The organism is Clavibacter michiganensis subsp. tessellarius, from assembly GCF_021922985.1.
Classification (GTDB): domain Bacteria; phylum Actinomycetota; class Actinomycetes; order Actinomycetales; family Microbacteriaceae; genus Clavibacter; species Clavibacter tessellarius.
Map to the genome: position 1 here is coordinate 2,206,752 of NZ_CP040788.1, position 22,796 is coordinate 2,229,547.

The window sequence follows — 22,796 nt, forward strand, 5'->3', positions numbered from 1 at the left end:
CGGCCCGTGCGGGTCGGCCCGCCCCTAGAGGGAGAGGCCGACCAGCACGGGCTCGGGCTGCAGGATCACGCCGTGCTCGCTCATGACGCGGCCCTGCACGTAGCGCGCGAGGGCGGCGACGTCCTCCGCGGTCGCGGTGCCGCGGTTGGTGAGCGCGAGCGTGTGCTTCGAGGAGACGGCGGCGCCGGATCCCGGCAGCCGGAACCCGCGGCCGACGCCCGAGTGCTCGATGAGCCACGCGGCGCTGAGCTTCACACCCGCGGGCTCGCGCCGCCGGCGCTCGACGGCCTGGCGCTCGATGGCCTCCGCCACCTCCCACTCGTCGCCGAGCGGCACCACGAGGTCCTCGGGCGGGGCCTCCTGCGGCCAGCGCGGGGCGTCGGCCGGGAGCGTGCGCGCGAAGGCGGCGCTCACGATCGGGTTGGTGAAGAAGGACCCGGCGCTCCAGGTGTCGTGGTCCGCGTCGTCGAGCACCATGCCCTTGGATCCGCGGAGGGCCAGCACGGTCTCGCGCACGCGCGCGACCGGCACGCGGTCGCCGAGCTCCACGCCGAGCGCGGCGGCGAGCTGCGGGTACGCGATCGGCAGGCCGAGCGCGTCGAGGCCCTCGCCGCGGGTGAGCGCGAAGTCGACGGAGAGCACGACGCCCACGCGGCCGCGCTTGAGCGACGACGTGCGGTAGCCGAGCCCGAGGTCCGCGGCGGTCAGCCGCTCGACCTCGCCCGTCTCGTAGTCGAGGAGGTCGACGGCCTCGAGGACGTCGGCGACCTCCTGGCCGTACGCGCCGATGTTCTGCACCGGGGAGGCGCCGGTGGACCCGGGGATCCCCGAGAGCGCCTCGAGCCCCGCGAGCCCCTCGGCCACGGTGCGCGCGACGAGCGCGTCCCACGGCTCGCCGGCCTGCACGCGCACGAGGACGGTGCCGTCGGCCCGCTCCTCGACGATCTCGACGCCGCGCGTGGCGATGCGGATCACGGTGCCCTCCACGCCCTCGTCGGAGATGAGGGAGTTGGACCCGCCGCCGATCACGTGCCAGTCCTCGCCCACGGCCCAGAGGCCGGTGAGGGTGTCGACGAGCTCGTCGCGCTCGCTCACGGTGACGAGCTCCTCGGCCGGGCCGCCGACGCGCAGCGTCGTGAGGTCGGCGAGCGGGGCGTCGCGGTGGGTCTGGATCGTCACGGGGGCCCTACGCCAGCCGGACCTGCGCCTGCGCGCGGCCGAGGACGGTCTTCCCGTCGACGGACGCGGCCACGTCGATGCGGACCGTGCCCGCCTCCGCGTCGATGGCGCCGACCTTGGCGACGATCGTCAGGTCCTGGCCGTCGGCCGGATCCACGACCACGGGCCGCGTGAACCGCACGCCGTAGGAGACGATGCGCGACGGGTCGCCCGCCCAGTCGGCCACGGGCTGCACGGCCTGGCCCATGGTGAGCATGCCGTGGGCGAGCACGCCGGGCAGCCCGACCGACGCGGCCACGTCGTCGCGGTAGTGGATGGGGTTGAAGTCGCCCGAGGCGCCGGCGTAGCGCACGAGGGAGTCGCGCGTGAGGTGCACGGAGCGCTCCGCCACGACGTCGCCCACGGAGAGGTCGGCGAGGACGGGCACGGCGGATGCGGCGCTCACGCGTCGTCCCCGCGGACCACGAGGGTGGAGACGGCCGTGACGACGTGGGCGCCCGTCGCGTCCGTCATCGCGGACTCGGCGGTCACCATCGCGTTGCCGCCGAGGGTGGCGACCTTCGTCACCGTGAGGGTCGCGGTGAGCTCGTCGCCCGCGACCACGGGCCGGGAGTAGGCGAACGCCTGCTCGCCGTGGACCACGCGGCTGAAGTCGATGCCGGCGTCGGGCTCGGCGAGCAGCTGCGCGAGCGTCGCCTCCTGCACCACGACGGGGAACGTGCTGGGCGCGACCACGTCGGCGTGGCCGGCGGCGCGCGCCGCCTCGGGGTCGAGGTGGACGGGGTGGGTGGCGCCGACGGCGCGGGCGAACTCGCGCACCTTCTCGCGTCCCACCAGGTACGGGGCGGCGGCGGGGAGCACGCGGCCCTGGAGCTCTGGATTCACTGGCACCGGACGATCCTACGCGGCGGCTCCGCGAGCTCCCGGGCGCCCGCCGATCCAGGCGGCCGAGGACGCCTCCCGGACATGCGAGGGCCCCGGCCCCCACTTCTCGTGGGGACCGGGGCCCGGGTTCGCGATGCCGCTCGTGCGGCGTCAGCTGCCTACTGGCAGGAGTCGCACTGCAGGAGCTCCATGGGGTCGACGGGGATCGCGTAGCCGCCGACGGTGTCGTTGTTGTCGTAGTCCATGGGTGCCTCCCGTTGTGTCGTGTCGGGAGCCGCCGGTGCGGCTCCTCAGGTCTCGTGGCTCTCGCCCCGATGGCCTCCGGATCCGCGTCTCCGCGACGATCCGGTGTGCTCGGCCACCCGGTGGGGCGGTGAGGTTCTCCACTATATAACCCGAACTACAGACCTGTCATTCCACTACATCTAGTGTTTCGGCGTGTCGCGGCGCCTCCCGCGCCGTCATGCGGATCCGGGCCTCGAGCCGGTCGCGCCGCTCCGTGACGGGCGGGCGTGTCGCGCTCGCGGCGGCCGGTCCCGCCCTCCCGGCGGGGACCCGCACGAGGTGGGCGGGACGCGCGGAGGGCCGCCGCGAACGCGTCACGGAGGCCCTCGTGCGCTCGGGGCGCGGGATGCGGATCAGGCGCCGCCCTCGCGCGCCTCCTTCTCCTCCTCGGACTCGCTGGCGGTGTAGTCGCCGCCCGCGGGCGCCTCGCGGCGCTCCTCGTCGTGCGCGTCGGGGACGGGGTTGCCCTGGGTCTTGTAGAGCACGTCGTCGTGCTCGGCGCCCGAGGCGTGGTCGGGGTGGTCGGGGGATTCGTGGTGGGTCATGCCCGGAGGCTACGCCGCGGAGGCGGACGCCGGAAGGGCGCCGGCCGCGGCGGGACAGGGCGACCGGGTCGGGCGGGCCGCGCATCGCGGGCATGGGCACCGGGCAGAGGAAAGGCCCCGGAACCTGGCGAGAGGTGTCCGGGGCCTATCGAGGAGGACGGACCCGAGGGATCCGCGCTTCCGTAGCGGGAGCGGGACTTGAACCCGCGACACCACGATTATGAGCCGTGTGCTCTAACCACCTGAGCTACCCCGCCATGACCCCTGATGCCGGCCGCAGCCGGACCCGAGGGGATCGAGCCCCCAGTGAGGATTGAACTCACTACCTCTTCCTTACCAAGGAAGTGCTCTACCAATGAGCTATGGGGGCGTGCCCGGGCGCGTCGGAGACGCGCTGGAACCCTACGACGATAGCAGGTCCGGGACCGCCCCCGGGACGCGGGGCGGCCCCGGACCGGGGCACGTCGGCCGGGCGGATCAGACCGCGGAGAGCTCGCGGACCTCGTCGGCCGTCAGCTCGAGGTCCATGGACGCGAGCAGGTCGGGCAGCTGCGTCAGGTCGCGCGCGCTGGCGATGGGCGCGGTGACCGACGGCTGGGCTCGGAGCCAGGCGAGCGAGACCGTGGTGACGGAGGCGCCGTGCGCCTCGGCGACGCGGTCGAGCACCTCGAGGAGGGCGCGGCCGTGGTCGTCGTAGTACTTCGAGGCGCCGCCGGCGCGGGGGCTGTCGACCTCGCCGCCGCGGTACTTGCCGGTGAGGAAGCCGCTCGCGAGGGCCGAGTAGGGCGCGGAGGCGATGCCCTCGCGGATCAGGAGGTCGGCGAGCTCTCCCTCGTAGGCGCCGCGCTCGACGAGGTTGTAGCGGTTCTGCAGCACCTCGAAGCGGGCGACGCCCTCGCGGGCGGAGACGTCGAGCGCGGCCTGCAGGCGCTCGGCCGTGAAGTTGGAGGCGCCGATCGCGCGGACCTTGCCCTCGGCGACGAGCTCGGCGAGCGCCGTGACGGTCTCCTCGATCGGGGTGTCCTGGTCGTCGACGTGCGCGTAGTAGAGGTCGATCACGTCGACGCCCAGGCGGCGGAGGCTGGCCTCGACGCCGCGGCGCACGCTGTCGCGCGACGTGCCCTTCGCGGACTCGAGCGAGCCGACCTTGGTGGCGATCACGAGGTCGTCGGGGCGCCCGCGGGCCGCGAGCCAGCGGCCGATGATCTCCTCGGACTCGCCGCCGGAGTTGCCGGGCTTCCACGCGGAGTAGACGTCGGCGGTGTCGACGAAGTTGCCGCCCGCCTCGACGTACGCGTCGAGCAGCTGGAAGGAGGTCGCCTCGTCGGCGGTCCAGCCGAAGACGTTGCCGCCGAAGGACAGGGGGCTCACCTCCATGCCGCTGGATCCGAGGGGCACGCGCGCGGGGTTCGTCATTGCTGATCTCCTTCGTCCGGTGATGACGGCGGGCGGCCGCCTCCAGGGTCAAGCCACGGCGGGCGCCCGGCTATTCCGCGGCTCCCCAGGCCGCGGGCGGCGGCGAGGGCGGCCGGGAGCCGTCGCCTAGGCTCGATCCATGACCCCACCCTCCCCCACAGCCCCCTCCCCGGCTGCCCGGGACGACCTCCTGACCCGCCCCGACGGAGACGACGCGCCCGGCGACGACGCGCGCGGCACCGGATCCGAGTGGTGGCGCACGGCCGTCATCTACCAGATCTACCCCCGCTCCTTCGCGGACTCGGACGGCGACGGCATCGGCGACCTCCCCGGCATCACCGAGCGCCTCCCCGCGCTCCGCGAGCTCGGCGTCGACGCGATCTGGCTCTCCCCCTTCTTCCTCTCGCCGCAGAACGACGCCGGCTACGACGTCGCCGACTACTGCGCGGTGGACCCGCTGTTCGGCACGCTCGACGACTTCGACCGGATGCAGCGCCGGGCGCACGAGCTCGGCCTCCGCGTGATCGTCGACATCGTCCCGAACCACACCTCCTCGGAGCACCGCTGGTTCCAGGAGGCCATCGCCACCCCCGCCGGCAGCGAGGAGCGCGCGCGCTACATGCTCCGCGACGGGAAGGGCGCCGACGGCGAGCTCCCGCCGAACAACTGGGAGTCGATCTTCGGCGGCCCGGCCTGGTCGCGCCTCACCGAGCCCGACGGCACGCCCGGCCAGTGGTACCTGCACCTGTTCGACTCCTCGCAGCCCGACCTCGACTGGACGAACCCGTGGGTGCGCGAGCGCTTCCGCGAGATCCTCCGCTTCTGGCTCGACCGCGGCGTCGACGGCTTCCGCGTGGACGTCGCCCACGGCATGGTCAAGGCGCCCGGCCTCCCGGATTACACGCCGCCCGAGGGCCAGGGCAGCATGGGCGGCGCCGGCGGCGTCGACGACCAGCCCGCTCCCCCGCCGCCGTACTTCGCGCAGGAGGGCGTGCACGAGATCTACCGCGAGTGGCGCGAGATCTTCGACTCCTACGACGGCGACCGCGCCATGGTCGCCGAGGCGTGGGTCGAGCCGCTCGCGAAGCTCGCCGACTGGGTGCGCCCGGACGAGATGCACCAGGCCTTCAACTTCAGCTACCTCGAGACGCCGTGGGACGCGACCGCGCTCCGCCGCACGATCGACGCGTCGCTCGCGACCTTCGGGTCGGTGGGCGCGCCCAGCACGTGGGTGCTGTCGAACCACGACGTGGTGCGCCACGCGAGCCGCCTCGCGCTCTCGGGCGAGAACCCGCAGGGCGTGGGCATCGGGCCGGAGTCGACCGTGACGGTCGACGAGGTGCTCGGCCTCCGCCGGGCCCGCGCCGCGAGCGCGCTCATGCTCGCGCTCCCCGGCAGCGCGTACGTCTACCAGGGAGAGGAGCTCGGGCTGCCCGAGGACACCCGCCTGCCGGACGCCGCGCGCCAGGATCCGACCTTCCACCGCACCGCGGGCGAGCGCTACGGCCGCGACGGCTGCCGCGTGCCGATCCCGTGGGAGGCCGGGACGCCCTCGTACGGCTTCAGCACGGGCGACGCCAGCTGGCTGCCCCAGCCCGACGACTGGGACCGGTTCGCGCGCGACACCGAGCAGGCGGATCCCGCCTCCACCCTGTCGCTCTACACGGAGGCGCTGCTGCTGCGCCGCGAGCACGGCCTCGCGCTGGGGGCGCTCGAGTGGCTCACGCCGGAGGGCGACGACGTCATCGCGTTCCGGAGCGCGGGCGTCACCGTCATCGCGAACCTCGGATCCGCGTCGGTGCCGCTGCCCGAGGGCCGCGTGCTGCTCGCCAGCCAGCCGCTCGACGGCGACGCGGTGCCGTCGGACACGACCGTGTGGATGATCGCCGACTGACCCGTCCCCGACACCACGACGCCCCCTCCGCCTTCGGGCGGAGGGGGCGTCGTCGTGCGACGGGCGCGGCGGTCGGCCGCGCCGGATGCGTCAGTTCGCGTGCTCCTGGAGCCAGGCGAAGGGGTCCACCGCGGTGCCGTCCGCCATGCGGATCTCGAGGTGGAGGTGCGGGCCGGTGGACGCGCCCGTGTTGCCGACCTGGCCGATCTGCTGGCCGACCTTGACGGGGTCGCCCGCCTGCACGCGCATGGAGCCCGGCAGCATGTGGCCGTAGACGCTCGTGACGAGCTGGCCGTCGATGACGTGGTCGATGACGAGGTGCACGCCGAGGCCGGTGTCGCTGTTGACGGACTCGCGCACGACGCCGTCGGTGATCGCCTGGATGGGCGCGCCCATGCCGGGGGCGAAGTCGACGCCCTGGTGGTTGCTCGAGCAGCCGTTGGAGCAGGGGGCGATGCGCTTGCCGAAGACGCCGCTGATGGGGACGCCCGAGGCGAAGGGCCACTGGATCGTGCCGTTGATGTCGTTCGTGAAGGCCCCGGCGCCCTTGGACGTCTGCGCGAGCATGATCTGCTGCGGCGTCGTGGCCGTGAACGCGTCGTCGGTGCCGCCGACGACGACCGCCTCGGGGGCGGCGGAGAGCGCGATGCTCTGGCTGGGGATCGACGTGGCGGGCGCGTCCGTGACGACGTTCGCCTGCGCCATGTCCTGGCCGGTGAGGAACGCGGACGACGGCAGCGACGTGGCGATGGTGACCGTGGCGACGAACGCCATGGTGAGGAGCGTGAGGCCGCGCGAGGCGTTCGACCGGCGGCGACCCGCGGCGGCCTCGGGCGACGGCGCCGCGAGGGCGGGGCGCGAGGAGGCGGGGACGCGGCGGCCGCGGACCCGCACGTGCGGGGCGGCGGAGGGGACGCTCGCGCGCTTCGCGTGCACGAAGGAGGAGCGGCGCATCTCGGGCGCCGCGGCGGCGGCGCTGCGGATGCGGCGGGCGCGGGTCGCGAGCGGCACGTCGTCGGCGGTGGCGGGCTCGGCGTCCGCGGGGAGGTGCGTGGTCGGCGCGGCGGGGGCCTCGACGGCGACGTGGGCGATGCGGGGAGCGGCGGGGGCCTCCTGCGCGACGGGCGCGGGCGCGGGGGTCGACTCGGGCTCGGCGTCCGCGACGGGCTCAGCGGTGACGACGGGCTCCGCGGCGACGACGGCCTCGGCCGCCTCCGCCGCCCGGCGCTCGGCCTCGCGTCGCTCGCGTCGCGTCGAGAAGACGACCCCTGCGGTCGCGTCGGGGGTCAGCACGAGGGCCGCCGGACGGAGGACTGGGGGGCACGCGAGGCGCGGAGGACGGACAGGATCGTGGAGCTCCTAGTGCGAGGGACAGGGTGCTGCGCGGGCCGGCCGACGGGGGTCGGGGCGTGCGCGTGCGACCGGATCGAACCCGGACGCGATGTAACGGATCGGTAAAGGCTAACCGCTGGGAGGGATTCACGCCACCCGGGGGATGCGCGCGAGGGGCCGGAGGGGCTAGGCGTCCGGCCGGTCCAGCCGCTCCTCGAGGGCGCGCGCGAGGTCCGGATCGGCCGCGATCAGCAGCTCGGCCGAGGCCGGTCCGCCGCCGATCCCGGTCACCCGTGCACCCGCCTCCGCCGCGATCAGCGCGCCCGCGGCGTGGTCCCACGGCTTGAGCCCGCGCTCGAAGTACGCGTCCGTGCGGCCCGCGGCCACGTTGCAGAGGTCGAGCGACGCGGCGCCGATCCGACGGATGTCGCGCACCTCGCCGAGGAGGTCGGTGACCACGCGGCCCTGCCGGATCCGCGTCGAGGCGCCGTAGGAGAAGCCCGTGCCGACGAGCGCCAGCGACAGCGGCACGCCCGCGTTGACCGCGATGGCGCGCCCGTCGAGCTCGGCGCCGCCGCCGGCCGTCGCGGTGTAGACCTCGCCGAGGGTGGGGTTCACGACGCAGCCGGCGCGCGCGGTCCAGGTGAGCGGATCCGCCTCGCCCTCGACCACGGCGATGCTCACGGCCCACGCGGGGATGCCGTAGAGGAAGTTGACGGTGCCGTCGATGGGGTCCACGACCCAGGTGAGGCCCGACGTGCCGGACGTGCCCTCGGACTCCTCGCCGAGGAAGCCGTCGTCGGGGCGCACGTCCCGGAGCGCCTGCCGGATGAGGTCCTCGGTCTCGCGGTCCGTGTGCGTGACGATGTCCTCGGGGCTCGACTTCGACGCGGCCACCTCGACGCCCTCGCGCCGACGGCGGAGCGCGAGCTCCCCGGCGCGGACGGCGACGTCGCGGGCGATGGACAGGAGCGCGGCGTCGCCGGGGGAGGTCATGCGTCCACCCTGCCAGAGGGCCGCACCCGCCCGCCCCGAGCGCTCAGGTCGCGGGCCCGCGGGCGACGGCAGGACGGGTCAGGCCGGCGCGGCGCCCGTGCGCTCATCGACCGCGGGGGTCGCCGCGGCGCCCTCGCGCAGCCGCTTCCGCTCCACGCGGCGCGCGTTCCAGAGCAGCGCGACGCCCAGCACCATCAGGCCGCCCGCCGCCAGCAGCGCCCACGCACCGCCGACGTGCGTGGTGATGAGCGCGGCCACGAGCGCGCCGAGCCCCATGCAGACGATGGCGCCGATGCGGCGGGCCCACGCGGCGCCCGTGCCGCCCGCGACGCGGCTGTCGGAGGAGAGGTTCACCATCGTCATGGTCACGACGACGGTGGAGAGGTCGCGCAGGCCGATGCTCTTCACGGCCGCCGCCTGCGCGCCGAGCAGCAGCGCGAGGAAGCCGGTGATGGCGATCATCACGCCCGTGTCGAGCGCGCCGACCGCGAGCCAGACCACCGCGAGGGCGAGGGTCAGCAGGGTGCCGGTGACGAGGATCCAGACGGAGGAGCGCGGCAGGTGCACGTCGGTGGGCGCGCGGCGCGTGATGCGGGACGCGATCACCGCGCCGAGCATGAAGGCCACGAGCGCGACGAGGTTGTTGAGCACGGGGATGTCGGCGACGCCCACCAGGCCGAAGCCGATGAAGAGCACGTTGCCGGTCATGTTGCCGGTGAAGACGCGGTCGAGGGCGAGGTAGCTCACGCCGTCGATGGCGCCCGTCGCGGTGGTCATCACGAGCAGGGCGGCGATGTAGGACCCCTCGGGCCAGGGACGGGACACGGGTGCTCCTCGGCGGTCAGGCGGCGGTCATCCCACCCTAGAGCCGGCGGGTCCCCGTGACGGCCAGGCGCCGAGCCCGCGGAGCCCGCCGGATCAGCCGGCCGCGGCCGCGGGCGCGGCCTCCCCCGCGCGCCGCCGCTCGATGCGGCGCGCGTTCGCCAGCAGGCCGACGCCGACGGCCATGAGCGTGCCCGCCACGAGCAGCGCGGTCGGGGCGCCGATGCGCGTCGTGATGACCGCGGAGACCAGCGCGCCGACCGCCATGCACGCGATCGCGCCGAACCGGCGGCCCCACGCGGCCCCCGTGCCGCCGGCGATGCGGCTGTCCGAGGAGAGGTTCACCGCGGTCATCGTCACGACCACGGTGGAGAGGTCGGACAGGCCGATGCTCCGCACGGCGGCCGCCTGCGCGCCGAGCAGCAGCGAGAAGAGCCCGGTGACGACGATCATCACGCCCTTCTCGAGCGTGCCCACGGCGGACCAGAGCCCCGCGAGCGCGAAGGTCAGCACGGTGTTCACCACGAGGATCCACACGGCCGACCGCGGCAGGTGCAGGTCCGTGGGCGCGCGGCACGTGATGCGGGACGCGATGACCGCGCCGGCCATGAAGGCCAGCAGCGCGACGAGGTTGTTGAGCACGGGGACGCCGTCGACGCCCACCAGGCCGAACCCGATGAAGATGACGTTGCCGGTCATGTTGCCGGTGAACACGCGGTCGAGCGCGAGGTAGCTGACGCCGTCGACGGCGCCGGTCGCGGCGGTCAGGATGAGCAGGGCGGCGACGTACGCGCCCTCGGGCCAGCGTCGGGGCATGGGGAGGCTCCTCGATGTCGGGACGATTGGCGCCCCAAAATAGGGGGCGCTCCTCCGTGCCCCCTGGGATCAGGCGATCCCCTCCCGAGCCGCCCGCGCCGCGGCGGACGCGAGCCGCGACACCTCCTCGTCGTCGAGCTCGAGCTGCCCGGCGGGCATCAGCTGCCGGATCTGCCGGACGGTGCGCGCGCCGACGAGCGCGCTCGCGACGCCGCGTCGCCCGAGCACCCACGCGATGGCGACCTCGGCGACCGTGACGCCGCGCATCCGCGCGACCTCCTCGGCGGCGCGCACCGTGGCGTGCCCGCCCGGCGTCATGTACTGCTCGGCGTCGAGCGCCCGGGCGGACGGCACCGCGGGCGCCCCGGGCAGGTACTTGCCCGTCAGGAATCCCTTGGCGAGCACGCTGTGCGCGACGAGGCCGACGCCCTCCTGCCGCACGAGGGCCTGCATCCGCCCCTCGGCGCGGTCGCGGGCGAGGAGGCTGTACTCCTCCTGCACCACGCCGACGGGCACGGCGCCGGATCCGTGCGCCAGCGCGAGCGCCTGCTCCAGCCGCTCGGGGGTGAAGCCCGAGACGCCGACGAGCCGGGCCTTGCCGTCCTTCACCAGGTCGGACAGCGCGGCGACGGTCTCCTCGAGCGGCGTGCGGGTGTCGTCGAGGTGCGCGTGCACGACGTCGACGTGATCCGTCCGGAGGCGCCGCAGCGACGCGTCGACCCCGCGGCGCACGGACGCGGCGGACGTGCCCGGCGCGTCCCGGCTCTTGCCGACCTTGGTGCCGACGACGACCTGGTCGCGGCAGCCGCGCGCGGCGAGCCAGCCGCCGATGATCGCCTCCGACTCCCCGCCCGCGTGGCCGGACACCCACTGCGAGTAGGAGGAGGCGGTGTCGACGAAGGTGCCGCCCTCCTCGCGGTAGGCGTCGAGGATCGCCCACGCCTCCTCGCGGTCGGCGGTCCAGCCGAAGCCGCTCGTGCCGAGGCCGAGGGTGGAGACGACGACGCCGGAGGTGCCGAGGGCACGCGTCGAGGGGCCGGGGGCGGCGGGGAACATCGGTGGTGGATCCAGGTCGTCGGGCGCGCGGGCGACACTGCCGGCGCGGGCGGGCCCCGACGGATGCGGCGGGGCAGACGAACGGCCCCGCGCGAGCGGGGCCGTTCCGTGCGGTGGCGAGTGAGGGATTCGAACCCCCGAAGGCTGAGCCGTCTGATTTACAGTCAGATCCCTTTGGCCGCTAGGGTAACTCGCCATGCGCACCCGACCTGTGTGATCACGGACCGGAGACGCTCGTCGATGATAGCGGGCGCCGGCCCGGGAACCGAAATCCCGGCCCGGGCCGCCGCCGCCTCGCCGAGCTAGGCGGACGGCGGACGACGGCGGTGGGGTGGGGTGGACCCGGCCGCGACGGGCGCGACCGGGGCTGACGACGGACGCCTAGCGGTTCCCCGGCGTCACCGGCGTCGCCGAGCGGCGATCCGCACCGTCGCCGACCGTCACGACGAAGGGGCCAATGCGTACGTGTACTGCATCTCCGAGATGAATCCCGTCAGAGGCACGTAGTACATGACCCTCGAGTCGTAATGGGGCTGGGATTGCACCATCCCGCCGTGGAGGATCCCGTAGATCGTGACGCCTGCGGTGTCCGCGCCGTCGGCGTTCGGGTCGCTGAAGATGGGAGCGCCGGAGTCGCCGGGGGCAGCGCCGCTGAGGGAGTTCCGCAGCGTCCTCAAGTACGCCCCGGGATTCCCGTACTTCGACCAGAGACAGCTGTAGTCCGTGGTCGCCCCGCTGTGACAGGCCCAGTTCACGCTCGCGGGCATCTCCTCCGCCAACTGCAGGACGGGGACGGCGCCGACGGCGCGGAGGCGCTGCGAATAGGTGAGCACGGCGCTGAAGGCACGCGGCACGTAGTGGTAGTTGATGTAGTACACGGTGTGGGACCCCGACCCGGTGTGATGCCGCATGGGCACGGCCTTGGGGGGCACGGTGACGATCATCATGTCGTAGGCGTTCGACACCCACGAGACCTCCCCGACCATGTGGCCGTTGACGTCGACCCGGTCATAGCGATCGCCGCAGTGCGCGGTGGTGGTGACATACCGCGTGGCCCGTTCGTAGGGGGTGGCGTTCGCCCGGAGCCCCCGCTTCGTCAGGACGAACCCCGCCGTGCAGCTCTTCGTCTGTCGAGAGCTCGCGTTGAGGACCTGCAGCTGCGTGCCGCCGACGATGCGGTCGCCGTTCAGACGCTCCGGCTCGGTCGCCGAGGCTCGATCCGCGCCCACCATGCCGAGCCCCGAGACCAGCGCCAGGATGACCAGGGCGGAGGACAACCGGCCCCAGAGGCCGAGGCGTCTCATAGGTCGGCTCCCGTGATGAGGGCGCCAGCGGCACCTGCGCTGGTCGTCGTCGCGATCGATGGTCGTGGCATGGGGGACTCCTGTCTGGGCGTGGTCGTGCGATGGATGCGCGTTTCGTGTGGCAGGGAGGTCGCCGAGGGACCGCGGGTGTGCCGGATGGGCACCCGCTGCGTCGGGCTGGCATGCGCCCGGAGACCCCTCTCGGCCATCACGAACCCCGCCGTGCGGAACCCGGCTCCGTGGTGGTCCGTCCGGCGGACGAGCGACCGGGTGCTCCCGAACACGTGATCGCTGTCCGGCCGCTGCGGATCGGTCGCGGAGGCGGACGCGACGGTCACGGGATCGAGCGTGTCCACGAGGCGGATCACCGTCGGCACCCTCACCGACCACCGCCGCGCACCGGAGCCGAACCCGAGGATCCGCCCTGTCGCCGCTCTATTCGGCATCGCCGTCCATCGACTGCTCGAGGCTGGAGACGACGGGGAAAGCAGCATCCGGCGCCGGAGCCACGGACTCGATGATGTCGGAACCGTCCACGCGGAGGACCGCGTCGACCGCCGCACCGTTCGCATCCACGGCCTCCGGAGCGAGGAACCGGGTCCCCACCTGGGCGTCCGCGTCCTCCACCGCGACGGAGCCGTCGTCGCGGACGACCGCATGGAAGCCGTCCGGGATGGTGACGGAGAAGCGGTACTCCATCGCCGAATCCGCCGACGGCACACGCGTCAGCACCTGCATGCCCGTGTCCTCGCTGAAGCCGGAGAGCACGGTGTCGTCGACACGGGTGGAGACCACCGCAGCCCCGGAGCCGTGGAAGAGGCCCCCGGGGACCGTGGCCGGATCGACGGCATCGTCCGTCCCGTCTCCGGGCAGCGAGAGGGCGAACGCGTCGGGCGACGCCGTCCCGTCGTCCGGGGGCGTGTCCGACGAGGATGGATCCGGCTGCTCCGGGACGAGCTCCGCGGACTGATCACCGGCGGGCGTCGACCCCGGCCCCTCATCGCCGGTGGACGGACCCTTCTCCTCAGCGGCATGCGCCACCCCCACCGAGAGGGCGCCCACGACGATGACGCCCGCGGCGCCTGCGAGGGTCCACTTCCCGACTGTTCGACTTCTCATGTGAGACTCCTTGTCATGTGAAACTCCTTTTTCCTGTGCGTGATCGCGCGTGATGCGCGGGTTCTCTTCGAGGTGGGACGCATTGGTGCGGCATTACCGTGCCGTGCCGTGCCGGACACGGGCGGATCCGCGATATGACGACGTGGTGGAGCTTGTGGAGGTCGTCCATTTCTCGGGCCGAGATGATTCCGTACGCAGCGACTCCGTTCGGATTCGCCCCGTCAGCGTCCGGGTCGCTCAACACCGGCCCACCGGAATCGCCGGACATCGACCCGCTGGCGCCGGTTAGGGCCCCGTCCGGTGGTCCGACACGGGAACGATCCCGGCGGACTCCCCCATATCCGGATGCTCCACTTCGAGCGGTGGACGCGATGGCCTCCATGGCCATCACCCCGCAGCTCCCCCGATGCCCCGCCCCCTGATCGCAATTCCCAATGTGAACCCCTCCTGATGCGTCCTGTGTGCACGGTAAAGGCGGCGGTGGGGCGTGGGGGCGAGATATCCACACGCGGCACGGATGTCCGGATGCACGCACCTGAATACCTCGCACCCCATTTTCCTTGGGGCCCGGAATTCCCGGATGGGACGGCTTCCCGAGGCGCGGGAACAGCCGTTCCCGCATCGGCATCACGCAGTCGGTCCGAATCCGATGCCTCCGCCGGGCCGGGTATCCACGTTCCGCGAGCCCGGCGATTCACGCCGCGGAGCCGCTCGACGCTCCGCGTCGCGACTCCGGCCTCCTGCCGTTACCCTCGACACAGCCAACGGAAGGAGTCCATCGTGGACAGCTCGTTCGACGTCGTCAGCAAGGTCGACCGCATGGAGGCGGACAACGCCGTCCACCAGACCCAGAAGGAGGTTGAGCAGCGCTACGACTTCAAGAACGTGGGCGCCTCCATCGAGTGGAGCGGCGACACCATCCTCATGAAGGCCTCCAGCGAGGAGCGCGTGAAGGCGATCCTCGACGTGCTGCAGTCGAAGATGATCAAGCGCGGCATCGGCCTCAAGAGCCTCGAGGAGGGCGAGCCCTTCGCCTCCGGCAAGGAGTACCGCATCGAAGTCACCCTGAAGCAGGGCATCGACCAGGCGAACGCGAAGAAGCTCGGCAAGATCATCCGCGACGAGGGCCCCAAGGGCATCAAGAGCCGCGTCGAGGGCGACGAGCTCCGCGTCTCGAGCAAGAGCCGCGACGAGCTGCAGCAGACCATCGCGCTGCTCAAGGGCGCGGACGTCGACCTCGACCTGCAGTTCGTCAACTTCCGCTGATCCGCCTGCCCGCCGGGGGCCGCCCGGCGCCCGCGGCGGCCGTGTCCGCCCGGCGCCTGACCCGTCGGCGGAGGGGCGCCGCCGGATAGACTCCGGCTGATGGACCCTTCGATGACCACCCTCGTCCTCGCGGGGCTCGCGGTCGTCGTCGACTTCATCGTGCGCGTCACCGCGCTGCTCGTCATCCCGCGGAACCGCCGACCGTCCACCGCGATGGCGTGGCTCATGGCCATCTTCTTCCTGCCGTACCTCGGCATCTTCCTCTTCCTGCTCATCGGATCCACGCGGCTGCCCAAGCGCCGCCGGGAGAAGCAGCAGGAGATCAACCGGTTCATCGTCGAGTCGACCGAGGGCATCGAGCGGGTCACCCGCGAGCACTCCTGGCCGTCGTGGCTCGACTCCGTGGTGGAGCTCAACCGCACCCTCGGGTCGATGCCGCTCGTCGGCGGCAACCGGGCGAAGCTCTACAGCCACTACGACGAGTCCATCCAGGCCATGACCGACGAGGTCGAGAAGGCCACGCGGTACGTGCACGTCGAGTTCTACATCCTCGCCTGGGACGTGACGAGCGCCCCGTTCTTCGACGCGCTCGAGCGCGCGGTGCAGCGCGGCGTGACCGTGCGCGTGCTGCTCGACCACATCGCGTCGCTGCGCTCGCCCGGCTACCGGCGCACCACCCGCAAGCTCACCGAGATCGGCGCGCTCTGGCATCTGATGCTGCCCGTGCAGCCGCTGCGCGGGCGGTACCAGCGGCCCGACCTCCGCAACCACCGCAAGGTGCTCGTCGTCGACGGCCGCGTGGGCTTCATGGGCTCGCAGAACATGGTGCACCGCAGCTACAACAAGGTCGTCAACCGCAAGCGCGGCCTCAAGTGGCAGGACCTCATGACCCGGCTCGAGGGTCCCATCGTCAGCGGCCTCAACGCGATCTTCATCACCGACTGGTACGCGGAGACCGACCAGCTGCTGGTGCGCGAGACCGAGCCGATCGAGATCGCCGCGACGGGCGACGACGAGGCGCTCGACTGCCAGGTCGTCCCGTCCGGCCCCGGGTTCCCCGGCGAGAACAACCTGCGGCTGTTCAACGCGCTGCTCTACTACGCGCAGGAGCGCATCGTCATCACGTCGCCGTACTTCGTGCCGGACGACTCGATGCGGTACGCCATCACGACCGCCGTGCAACGCGGGCTCTCGGTGGAGCTGTTCGTGAGCGAGATCGGCGACCAGCCCGTCGTCTACCACGCGCAGCGCTCGTACTACGAGGAGCTGCTCAACGCGGGCGTGCGCATCTGGATGTACCGGGCGCCGTACATCCTGCACAGCAAGCACTTCACGATCGACGACGACGTGGCCGTCATCGGCTCCAGCAACATGGACATGCGGTCGTTCAGCCTCAACATGGAGGTCTCGCTGATGGTGCGCGGCCCCGGCTTCGTACGCGAGATGCGCCGCGTCGAGGACGGCTACCGGGCGCGCAGCCGCGAGCTGACCCTCGACGAGTGGAGCCGGCGCACGCGCTTCAGCACCGTGCTCGACAACCTCGCGCGACTGACCTCGGGCGTGCAGTAGCGGCCCGGACCGGGTGCCGTTCGCGGCGCCCGGGGACCGCCGGGATCAGTCCTCGTCGTCGGCGTCGCGCGCGTCGGAGCGGGGATCGGCTTCGTCGCGTGCGGTCGCGCGGTCGAGCACGCCGTGGAGCAGCTCGCGCAGGGCGGATCCGCACGGCTCCTCGCCCGCGATGTCGTGCCGCACCTGGTCGCCCACGCGCCAGATGACGGGCAGCATGTCGCGGCCCGCGTCGGTGAGGCCCACGGAGAGGCGGCGCTCGTCGGTGGTGTCGCGGAAGCGCGTGACGTAGCCGAAGACCTCGAGGCGCTTGAGCAGCGGCGACAGCGTGCCGGGCGTGAGGTGCAGCTTCTCGGCCAGGTCGACCACGGCCTGCGGCTCCTCCTCGTCGAGCGCGAGGAGCACGAGGTACTGCGGATGCGTGAGGTTCAGCGGCTGCAGCAGCGGCCGGTAGAGCGAGACCACCGCCCGCGAGGCGGCGGCGAGCAGCACGCCGGTCTCGTCCTGCAGCAATGTGAGCGATCTCTGTGCCATGTCATTTCCTCTGGCTCGTCAGTACGTCGATGCCGGGGTCCTGGACACTTCCTCCACCGTACGCCCGTGGGCGCGCGGCCGTGCTCACGCACAGGCAACCGTCGGCCGCGGTCATCCGTGCGCACCGGAGAGCGTAGCGGGCGAGGCGGCCACGACGAGCGCGCCGAGCAGGAGCCACGGCCCGAAGGGCACCGCCGAGGTGGCGCGCGCGCCGCCCGCGACGAGGAGCACGACGGCCGCGACGCCGCCGAGGAGGGTGCCCGCCGCGAGGCCCAGCGCGACCTGCGCCGGGCCGAGCTGCCCCAGCGCGAGGCCGAGGGCGCCGGCGAGCTTCACGTCGCCGGAGCCGAGGCCGCCGCGGGTCGCCGCCTGCAGGAGGGCGAGGAGGAGGAAGGCGCCGATGCCGCAGGCCGCCGCGCCGAGCAGCAGCCCGGCTCCGCCCGTGACGAGCGCGAGGGCCGCGGCCGCCAGGGCCAGCGCGCCCGTCGCGCGGTCGGGCAGGCGGTGGGCGGCCAGGTCGCCGAGGGCGAGCGCGGGTGCGCATGCGACGAGGAGCAGGGCCAGCGGGAGGCGGGCCGGCGGCGTCTCGGCGACCACGACGGCCGCGAGGACGCCCGTGACGACCGCGGCGACGACCGCGGCGCGCGCGCCCAGGCCGGGGAGCGGATCCGCCGGACGGGGACCGCCGCCGCGCAGGTCGAGGCCGTCGGACCGGCGGCCCCCGGCGAGGGCGACGCGGGCCAGTCGCGGGGACGCGGCACCGACGAGCGCCCCGCCCAGCGATGCCAGCGCGACGGCGACGGGGGCGACGACGGGCGCGACGACGACCGGGGCCGCGCCGGATCCGAGGGCGGAGGCGGGGAGGGCGACGGGGATCACGCGGCGACCCTAGGGGGCGCGTCGCCACCGCCGCGGCCGCCGGGCGGCGCCTGGGGACGGATGCGCCGACGGGCGCCCGCGGGAGGACCGCGGGCGCCCGTCGGCGTCGATCAGGGGAGGCGGATCAGACGGACCGCGGCGACCGAGACGCCTCGAGCATCTCCTCGCGCTCGACCACCTTGATGCGCGCGCGCCCGTGCGGAGCGCCCAGCGCGATCTCGTGCTCGTCGAGCGCGTGCCAGCCGGAGAGGTCGGTGTACTCGATGCCGCGCTCCGCGAGGAGGTCGACGATCGCCTGCTCCTCGGGAGCCTCCGGGGTCCACCAGTCGCCCTGGTCGTTGAGGACGTGCGAGACGGTCTCCATGGCGTCGGACTTGGTGTGCCCGATGAGGCCGATGGGGCCGCGCTTGATCCAGCCCGTGGCGTAGACACCCGGGATGCGCGCGTTGTCCAGGTCGAGCACCTGGCCCTCGTGGTTCGGGATGACGCCGCGGCGCTCGTCGAACGGGATCCCGTCGACGGGCGAGCCGAAGTAGCCGACCGCGCGGTAGACCGCCTGGACGGGCACGTCGCGGAACTCGCCCGTGCCCTCGACGCCGCCCGTGCCGTCGGGCCGCGTGCGCTCGATGCGCAAGGCCGCGACGCGGGGCTCGGCGTCGTCCGACGCGAGCACCTCGGCGGGGCGCGAGTAGAAGTGCAGGTGCAGGCGGCGGGACGCGGATCCGGTCTCGCGCGTGCGCCAGGAGTTGAGCACGCGGCTGATGACCATGACCTGCTTGTTGGTCTTCGCGGCCTCCTCGGCGGCGGGGTCGACGCCGAAGTCCTCGTCGTAGACCACGACGTCGACGTCCGGCACCTCGCCGAGCTCGCGGAGCTCCAGCGGCGTGAACTTGACCTGCGCGGGTCCGCGGCGACCGAAGACGTGCACGTCGGTGACGGGCGAGTGCTTGAGACCCGCGTACACGTTGTCCGGGATCTCGGTGGGCAGCAGGTCGTCGGCGTGCTTCGAGAGCATGCGCGCGACGTCGAGCGCCACGTTGCCGTTGCCGATGACGGCGACCTCGCGCGCCTCGAGCGGCCAGTCGCGCGGGAAGTCGGGGTGCCCGTCGAACCAGTTGACGAAGTCGGCCGCGCCGTAGGAGCCCGGCAGGTCGATGCCGGGGATGTCGAGGTCGGCGTCGCGGATCGCGCCCGTGGAGAAGATGACGGCGTTGTAGTGCTTCTGCAGGTCGGCCAGGGTGATGTCGCGGCCGTAGTCGACGTTGCCGAAGATGCGGATGTCGCCGCGGTCGAGCACGTCGCGGAGGGCGCCGATGATGCCCTTGATGCGCGGGTGGTCGGGCGCGACGCCGTAGCGGACGAGGCCGTAGGGCGCGGGGAGCCGCTCGAAGAGGTCGATGGAGACGTCGAACTCCTTCTGGGCCTTCAGGATGATGTCGGCCGCGTAGATGCCCGCGGGCCCTGCGCCCACGATGGCCAGCCTGAGCTTGGTCACTGGTGTCCTCTTGTTCGTCGTCGTCCCGTGCCGGCCGTCGGGGCGTGGTGGTGCGGATCCCCGCGAGAGCCGGCGGGGACGAGCGGCAGCTAGCGCGTGCGCTCGACGATGGTGTCGGCGAAGCGCGTGAGCGCCTTCTTGACCGGGCCCTCGGGGAGCGGCGCCAGCGCGTCGACCGCCTCGGCGGCCCAGCGGTGGGCCTCCGCGATGGTGCGCGCGGTGACCTCGTGGTCGCGGAGCTCGGCGATGGCCGCGGTGAGGTCGGCCTCGGTCTCGGGCGTCTCCTCCTGCTCGACGTCGCGCTGGATGCGGGCGAGCAGCGCCGCCGCGTCCGGGTCGGTGGCCGCGAGGCGGGTCAGGTAGAGCAGCGGCAGCGTCGAGACGCCGGCGCGCAGGTCGGTGCCGGCGAGCTTGCCGGTCTCCTCGGGCTGGTCGGCGAGGTCGAGCACGTCGTCGACGAGCTGGAACGCCACGCCCGTACGCTCGCCGAAGGCGACGACGGCGGACTCGAGCTCGGGATCCGCGCCCGAGTAGATGACCCCCATCTGCGCGGCGCAGGCGATGAGGGAGCCGGTCTTGTCGGCGAGGACGTCGAGGTAGTGCTCGATGGGGTCCTGGCCGTCGCGCGGGCCGATGGTCTCGTGCAGCTGGCCGAGCACGAGGCGCTCGAAGGTGGCGGCCTGGAGGCGGATGGCCCGCGGGCCGAGGTCGGCGACGATCTTGCTGGCGCGCGCGAAGAGCAGGTCGCCCGCGAGGATCGCGATGGAGTTGCCCCAGACGGCCTGCGCGCTGGGGACGCCGCGGCGCATGTCCGCCTCGTCCATGACGTCGTCGTGGTACAGCGACGCGAGGTGCGTGATCTCGATGGCGACCGCCGCGTCGACCACGCGCTCCGTGTTGCCGTCGCCGAGCTGGGCGATGAGGAGCGCGAGCATCGGGCGCACGCGCTTGCCGCCCGCGTCGAGCAGGTAGCGCGTGGTGACGTCGGCCACGTCGTCGGCGAAGCGGACCTCCTGGAGCAGCTGCTCCTCCACGAGGGCGAGGCCGTCGTCGATGCTGCGGGCCATGCGCCGGTCGCCCGAGGACGCGAAGAGGCGCTCGGTGAGGCTGGCGTGGGCGGCGACGGAGGTGCCGCGCCGGGCGAGCGGGATGCTCGGACTCATGATGGGCGACCTTGTCTGTGGTGGGTCACGCGCCGGTCAGGACGCGGCGGGCCGGGGAGCAGCGGCGTGGCGGCCGACGGGCTTGACGCCGCGGTGCAGCGCGACGATCCCCGCAGTGAGGTTACGGTGCTCGACCGACGCGAATCCAGCCGAGCGCAGCCACGACGACAGCGTCTCCTGGTCGGGCCAGGCCTGGATCGACTCGTTGAGGTACTCGTACGCGCTGGCGTTCGAGCTCACGAGCTTCACGAGCGACGGCGCGACCGCCCTCATGTAGAGGTCGTACCCGCGGCGCACCAGCGGCACGGGCGGGGTGCTGAACTCGCAGATGACGATGCGGCCGCCGGGCTTGAGCACGCGGAGCAGCTCGTCGAGGCCCTTCTTCGGCTCGACGACGTTGCGCAGCCCGAAGGAGATGGTGACGGCGTCGAACGAGTCGTCGTCGAAGGGGAGGTCGGTGGCGTCCGCGTGGACGAACTCGATGCGCGGGTTGCCCGCGTGGCGGCGGCGGCCGACCTCGAGCATGCCCTCGGAGAAGTCGGCGGCGACGACGTGCGCCCCGGAGGCGGCGAGCGCCGCGCTCGAGGTGCCCGTGCCGGCGGCGAGGTCGAGGATCCGCTCGCCCGCGACCGGCGCGACGGCGCGCGTGGTGGCGACCCGCCAGAGCTGGTCGTTGCCGACCGAGAGGAGGGTGTTCGTGCGGTCGTACGCGCTCGACACCTCGTCGAACATCGCCGACACCTGGCCGGGCTTCTTGCTGAGGTCTGCGCGCATCACCTCGCCAGTCTATTCGGGCGCGCTGGGCACGCGGTGGGCGGCGGCCGGATGCCCAGGGGCCGAACAGGGGTCGGGGGCGGCGGGGGTCGCGGGCGGGCGCCGACGGGGGCGCCCGGCTCCCGGGGAGGCCCGGATCCCCGGCGGTAGGCTGGGATCCGTGACCGCCACCCGCGTCCGAGCGCTGCTCGTCGACACCACCCCCGTCGACTCCATCGCGCGGCTCGTCCCCCTCCTCGACGCCCGGCACCCGCTCCTGTGGCTGCGGCACGGATCCGGGATGGGCGGCATCGGCGAGGCGCTCCGGCTCGAGTTCACGGGCCCCGACCGCGTGCGCGACGCCGCCGCCGCGTGGCGCGAGGTGGCCGCGGCCGCGACCGTGACGGATCCGCTCGGCATCCCCGGCACCGGCCTCATCGCGTTCGGCGCCTTCGCGTTCGCGGACGACTCCGCGGCGACGAGCGTGCTCGTGGTGCCGCGCGTGGTCGTCGGGCGTCGCGACGGGGTGTCGTGGGTCACGCGGATCCGGCTGGCCGAGCAGGAGGACGACGACGTCGCCTCCCCCCTCGACGACCTGGCGGCGGGATCCGTCCCCGTGCCCGAGCGCTCCGGCGCCGAGTACCGCCTGCACCTGCGCCCCGGATCCATGGGCCCCGACGACTACGAGGCCGCCGTCGCGAGCGCCGTCGCGACCATCGGGACGGGCGCGGTGCAGAAGGTCGTGCTCGCGCGCGACCTCGTCGGCCGGCTCCCCCTCGGCGGCGACCTCCGCCTCGCGCTCAGCCGCTTCGCGCTCGGCTACCCCGACTGCTGGACCTACGCGGTCGACGGCCTCATCGGCGCGAGCCCCGAGACGCTCGTGCGCGTCGGTGGCGGCACGGTCGGCGCGCGCGTCCTCGCCGGCACCGTCTCGCGCGGCGCGGATGCCCGGGCCGACGCCGCCGCGGCCGCGGGCCTCGCCGCATCCCCCAAGGACAACGAGGAGCACGCCTTCGCGCGCGACAGCGTCCTCGACGCGCTGCGGCCGCACAGCCGCGACCTCTCCACCACCGACGCGCCGTTCACGCTCAAGCTGCCGAACCTGTGGCACCTGGCGAGCGACGTCACGGGCACGCTGGGCGACGGATCCTCCTCGCTCGACCTCGTGGGCGCGCTGCACCCGACGGCCGCGGTCGCCGGGCACCCCACGGCTGCCGCCCTGTCGCTCATCGCCGAGCTCGAGCCCTTCGACCGCGGGCGCTACGCCGGCCCGGTGGGCTGGGTCGCGGCCGACGGCGACGGCGAGTGGGCCATCGCGCTGCGCGGCGCCCAGGTGGATCCCTCGGGCGCCATCGTCGCGCACGCCGGCGCCGGCATCGTCGCGGGATCGGACCCCGAGCGCGAGCGCGCCGAGACCGCGATGAAGTTCCGGCCGGTCGTGGAGGCGCTGGGCTAGGAGGGGTCCGCCTGATCGACGAGGATCACTCGCTC

The 22,796-nt window shown here is 73.5% G+C and carries 21 protein-coding genes and 3 tRNA genes; 4 read left to right on the forward strand and 20 right to left on the reverse strand.

Annotation, left to right across the window (positions count from 1 at the left end):
* Positions 1–24: 24 nt before the first annotated feature.
* From FGG90_RS10265 to FGG90_RS10295, 7 genes are all read right to left on the reverse strand, one after another.
* Positions 25–1,179 (reverse strand): UDP-N-acetylmuramate dehydrogenase, encoded by a 1,155-nt coding sequence (locus tag FGG90_RS10265; protein WP_094127384.1) that lies wholly within the window; start codon positions 1,177–1,179, stop codon positions 25–27.
* A 7-nt stretch (positions 1,180–1,186) separates the two neighbouring features.
* Positions 1,187–1,624, reverse strand: a complete 438-nt coding sequence (locus FGG90_RS10270; RefSeq protein ID WP_094127382.1) for a MaoC/PaaZ C-terminal domain-containing protein — start codon at positions 1,622–1,624, stop codon at positions 1,187–1,189.
* Positions 1,621–2,070 carry an FAS1-like dehydratase domain-containing protein gene (locus tag FGG90_RS10275; protein WP_094127380.1) on the reverse strand — a complete coding sequence of 150 codons (450 nt, stop codon included), beginning with the start codon at positions 2,068–2,070 and terminating at the stop codon, positions 1,621–1,623. Before FGG90_RS10275 ends, FGG90_RS10270 begins: the two co-directional genes overlap by 4 nt.
* A gap of 632 nt (positions 2,071–2,702) precedes the next feature.
* On the reverse strand, positions 2,703–2,894 hold the full coding sequence (locus FGG90_RS10280; RefSeq protein ID WP_012299872.1) for a hypothetical protein: 192 nt from the start codon (positions 2,892–2,894) through the stop codon (positions 2,703–2,705).
* A 183-nt stretch (positions 2,895–3,077) separates the two neighbouring features.
* Positions 3,078–3,151 (reverse strand) — tRNA-Met (locus FGG90_RS10285).
* Positions 3,152–3,192: 41 nt separating this feature from the next.
* A tRNA-Thr gene (locus tag FGG90_RS10290) sits at positions 3,193–3,264 on the reverse strand.
* A 107-nt stretch (positions 3,265–3,371) separates the two neighbouring features.
* Positions 3,372–4,310 carry an aldo/keto reductase gene (locus tag FGG90_RS10295; protein ID WP_094127378.1) on the reverse strand — a complete coding sequence of 313 codons (939 nt, stop codon included), beginning with the start codon at positions 4,308–4,310 and terminating at the stop codon, positions 3,372–3,374.
* 139 nt (positions 4,311–4,449) lie between these two features.
* Between FGG90_RS10295 and FGG90_RS10300 the strand changes: the two genes are divergently transcribed.
* Positions 4,450–6,204 carry a glycoside hydrolase family 13 protein gene (locus tag FGG90_RS10300; RefSeq protein WP_094127376.1) on the forward strand — a complete coding sequence of 585 codons (1,755 nt, stop codon included), beginning with the start codon at positions 4,450–4,452 and terminating at the stop codon, positions 6,202–6,204.
* A gap of 90 nt (positions 6,205–6,294) precedes the next feature.
* Here the strand turns inward: FGG90_RS10300 and FGG90_RS16145 are convergent, their stop codons facing one another.
* From FGG90_RS16145 to FGG90_RS10340, 8 genes are all read right to left on the reverse strand, one after another.
* Complete coding sequence (locus FGG90_RS16145) at positions 6,295–7,497, reverse strand: peptidoglycan DD-metalloendopeptidase family protein (RefSeq protein ID WP_094127374.1); 1,203 nt, start codon at positions 7,495–7,497, stop codon at positions 6,295–6,297.
* Between the two features lie 225 nt (positions 7,498–7,722).
* Positions 7,723–8,532, reverse strand: coding sequence for an inositol monophosphatase family protein (locus FGG90_RS10310; RefSeq protein ID WP_094127372.1), 810 nt, complete (start codon positions 8,530–8,532; stop codon positions 7,723–7,725).
* Between the two features lie 78 nt (positions 8,533–8,610).
* Positions 8,611–9,357, reverse strand: a complete 747-nt coding sequence (locus FGG90_RS10315) for a YoaK family protein (protein ID WP_094127370.1) — start codon at positions 9,355–9,357, stop codon at positions 8,611–8,613.
* Between the two features lie 93 nt (positions 9,358–9,450).
* A complete protein-coding gene (locus tag FGG90_RS10320) occupies positions 9,451–10,170 on the reverse strand; it encodes a YoaK family protein (RefSeq protein WP_094127368.1) in 720 nt (239 codons plus the stop codon).
* A gap of 69 nt (positions 10,171–10,239) precedes the next feature.
* Positions 10,240–11,226 (reverse strand): aldo/keto reductase, encoded by a 987-nt coding sequence (locus tag FGG90_RS10325; RefSeq protein WP_094127366.1) that lies wholly within the window; start codon positions 11,224–11,226, stop codon positions 10,240–10,242.
* Between the two features lie 114 nt (positions 11,227–11,340).
* Positions 11,341–11,422 (reverse strand) — tRNA-Tyr (locus FGG90_RS10330).
* A 244-nt stretch (positions 11,423–11,666) separates the two neighbouring features.
* The gene (locus FGG90_RS10335; RefSeq protein WP_094127364.1) at positions 11,667–12,530 is read right to left on the reverse strand and encodes a chymotrypsin family serine protease; all 864 of its coding nucleotides are present in this window, start codon (positions 12,528–12,530) and stop codon (positions 11,667–11,669) included.
* A gap of 435 nt (positions 12,531–12,965) precedes the next feature.
* On the reverse strand, positions 12,966–13,649 hold the full coding sequence (locus FGG90_RS10340) for a hypothetical protein (protein WP_094127360.1): 684 nt from the start codon (positions 13,647–13,649) through the stop codon (positions 12,966–12,968).
* A gap of 777 nt (positions 13,650–14,426) precedes the next feature.
* On the opposite strand from FGG90_RS10340, the gene FGG90_RS10345 reads away from it, so the two are divergent.
* Positions 14,427–14,915, forward strand: a complete 489-nt coding sequence (locus FGG90_RS10345) for a YajQ family cyclic di-GMP-binding protein (RefSeq protein WP_063071513.1) — start codon at positions 14,427–14,429, stop codon at positions 14,913–14,915.
* A gap of 99 nt (positions 14,916–15,014) precedes the next feature.
* Positions 15,015–16,484 carry a cardiolipin synthase gene (gene cls, locus FGG90_RS10350; RefSeq protein WP_094127358.1) on the forward strand — a complete coding sequence of 490 codons (1,470 nt, stop codon included), beginning with the start codon at positions 15,015–15,017 and terminating at the stop codon, positions 16,482–16,484.
* Positions 16,485–16,529: 45 nt separating this feature from the next.
* Here cls and FGG90_RS10355 read toward each other — a convergent pair whose 3' ends face one another.
* The 5 genes from FGG90_RS10355 to ubiE all read right to left on the reverse strand — a co-directional run bounded on the left by FGG90_RS10355 (position 16,530) and on the right by ubiE (position 21,326).
* Complete coding sequence (locus FGG90_RS10355) at positions 16,530–17,015, reverse strand: MarR family winged helix-turn-helix transcriptional regulator (protein WP_094127356.1); 486 nt, start codon at positions 17,013–17,015, stop codon at positions 16,530–16,532.
* Between the two features lie 111 nt (positions 17,016–17,126).
* Positions 17,127–17,894: a prepilin peptidase gene (locus tag FGG90_RS10360; RefSeq protein ID WP_237583318.1), complete on the reverse strand. Its 768-nt coding sequence runs from the start codon at positions 17,892–17,894 to the stop codon at positions 17,127–17,129.
* Positions 17,895–18,018: 124 nt separating this feature from the next.
* Positions 18,019–19,389, reverse strand: coding sequence for an FAD-dependent oxidoreductase (locus tag FGG90_RS10365; protein ID WP_094127355.1), 1,371 nt, complete (start codon positions 19,387–19,389; stop codon positions 18,019–18,021).
* Positions 19,390–19,478: 89 nt separating this feature from the next.
* On the reverse strand, positions 19,479–20,552 hold the full coding sequence (locus FGG90_RS10370; RefSeq protein WP_094127353.1) for a polyprenyl synthetase family protein: 1,074 nt from the start codon (positions 20,550–20,552) through the stop codon (positions 19,479–19,481).
* Positions 20,553–20,588: 36 nt separating this feature from the next.
* The gene (gene ubiE / locus FGG90_RS10375; RefSeq protein WP_094127351.1) at positions 20,589–21,326 is read right to left on the reverse strand and encodes a bifunctional demethylmenaquinone methyltransferase/2-methoxy-6-polyprenyl-1,4-benzoquinol methylase UbiE; all 738 of its coding nucleotides are present in this window, start codon (positions 21,324–21,326) and stop codon (positions 20,589–20,591) included.
* A gap of 160 nt (positions 21,327–21,486) precedes the next feature.
* Here ubiE and FGG90_RS10380 point away from each other — a divergent pair, with 160 nt between their 5' ends.
* Positions 21,487–22,761 carry an isochorismate synthase gene (locus FGG90_RS10380; RefSeq protein ID WP_094127349.1) on the forward strand — a complete coding sequence of 425 codons (1,275 nt, stop codon included), beginning with the start codon at positions 21,487–21,489 and terminating at the stop codon, positions 22,759–22,761.
* The last annotated feature ends 35 nt before the right edge of the window (positions 22,762–22,796 follow it).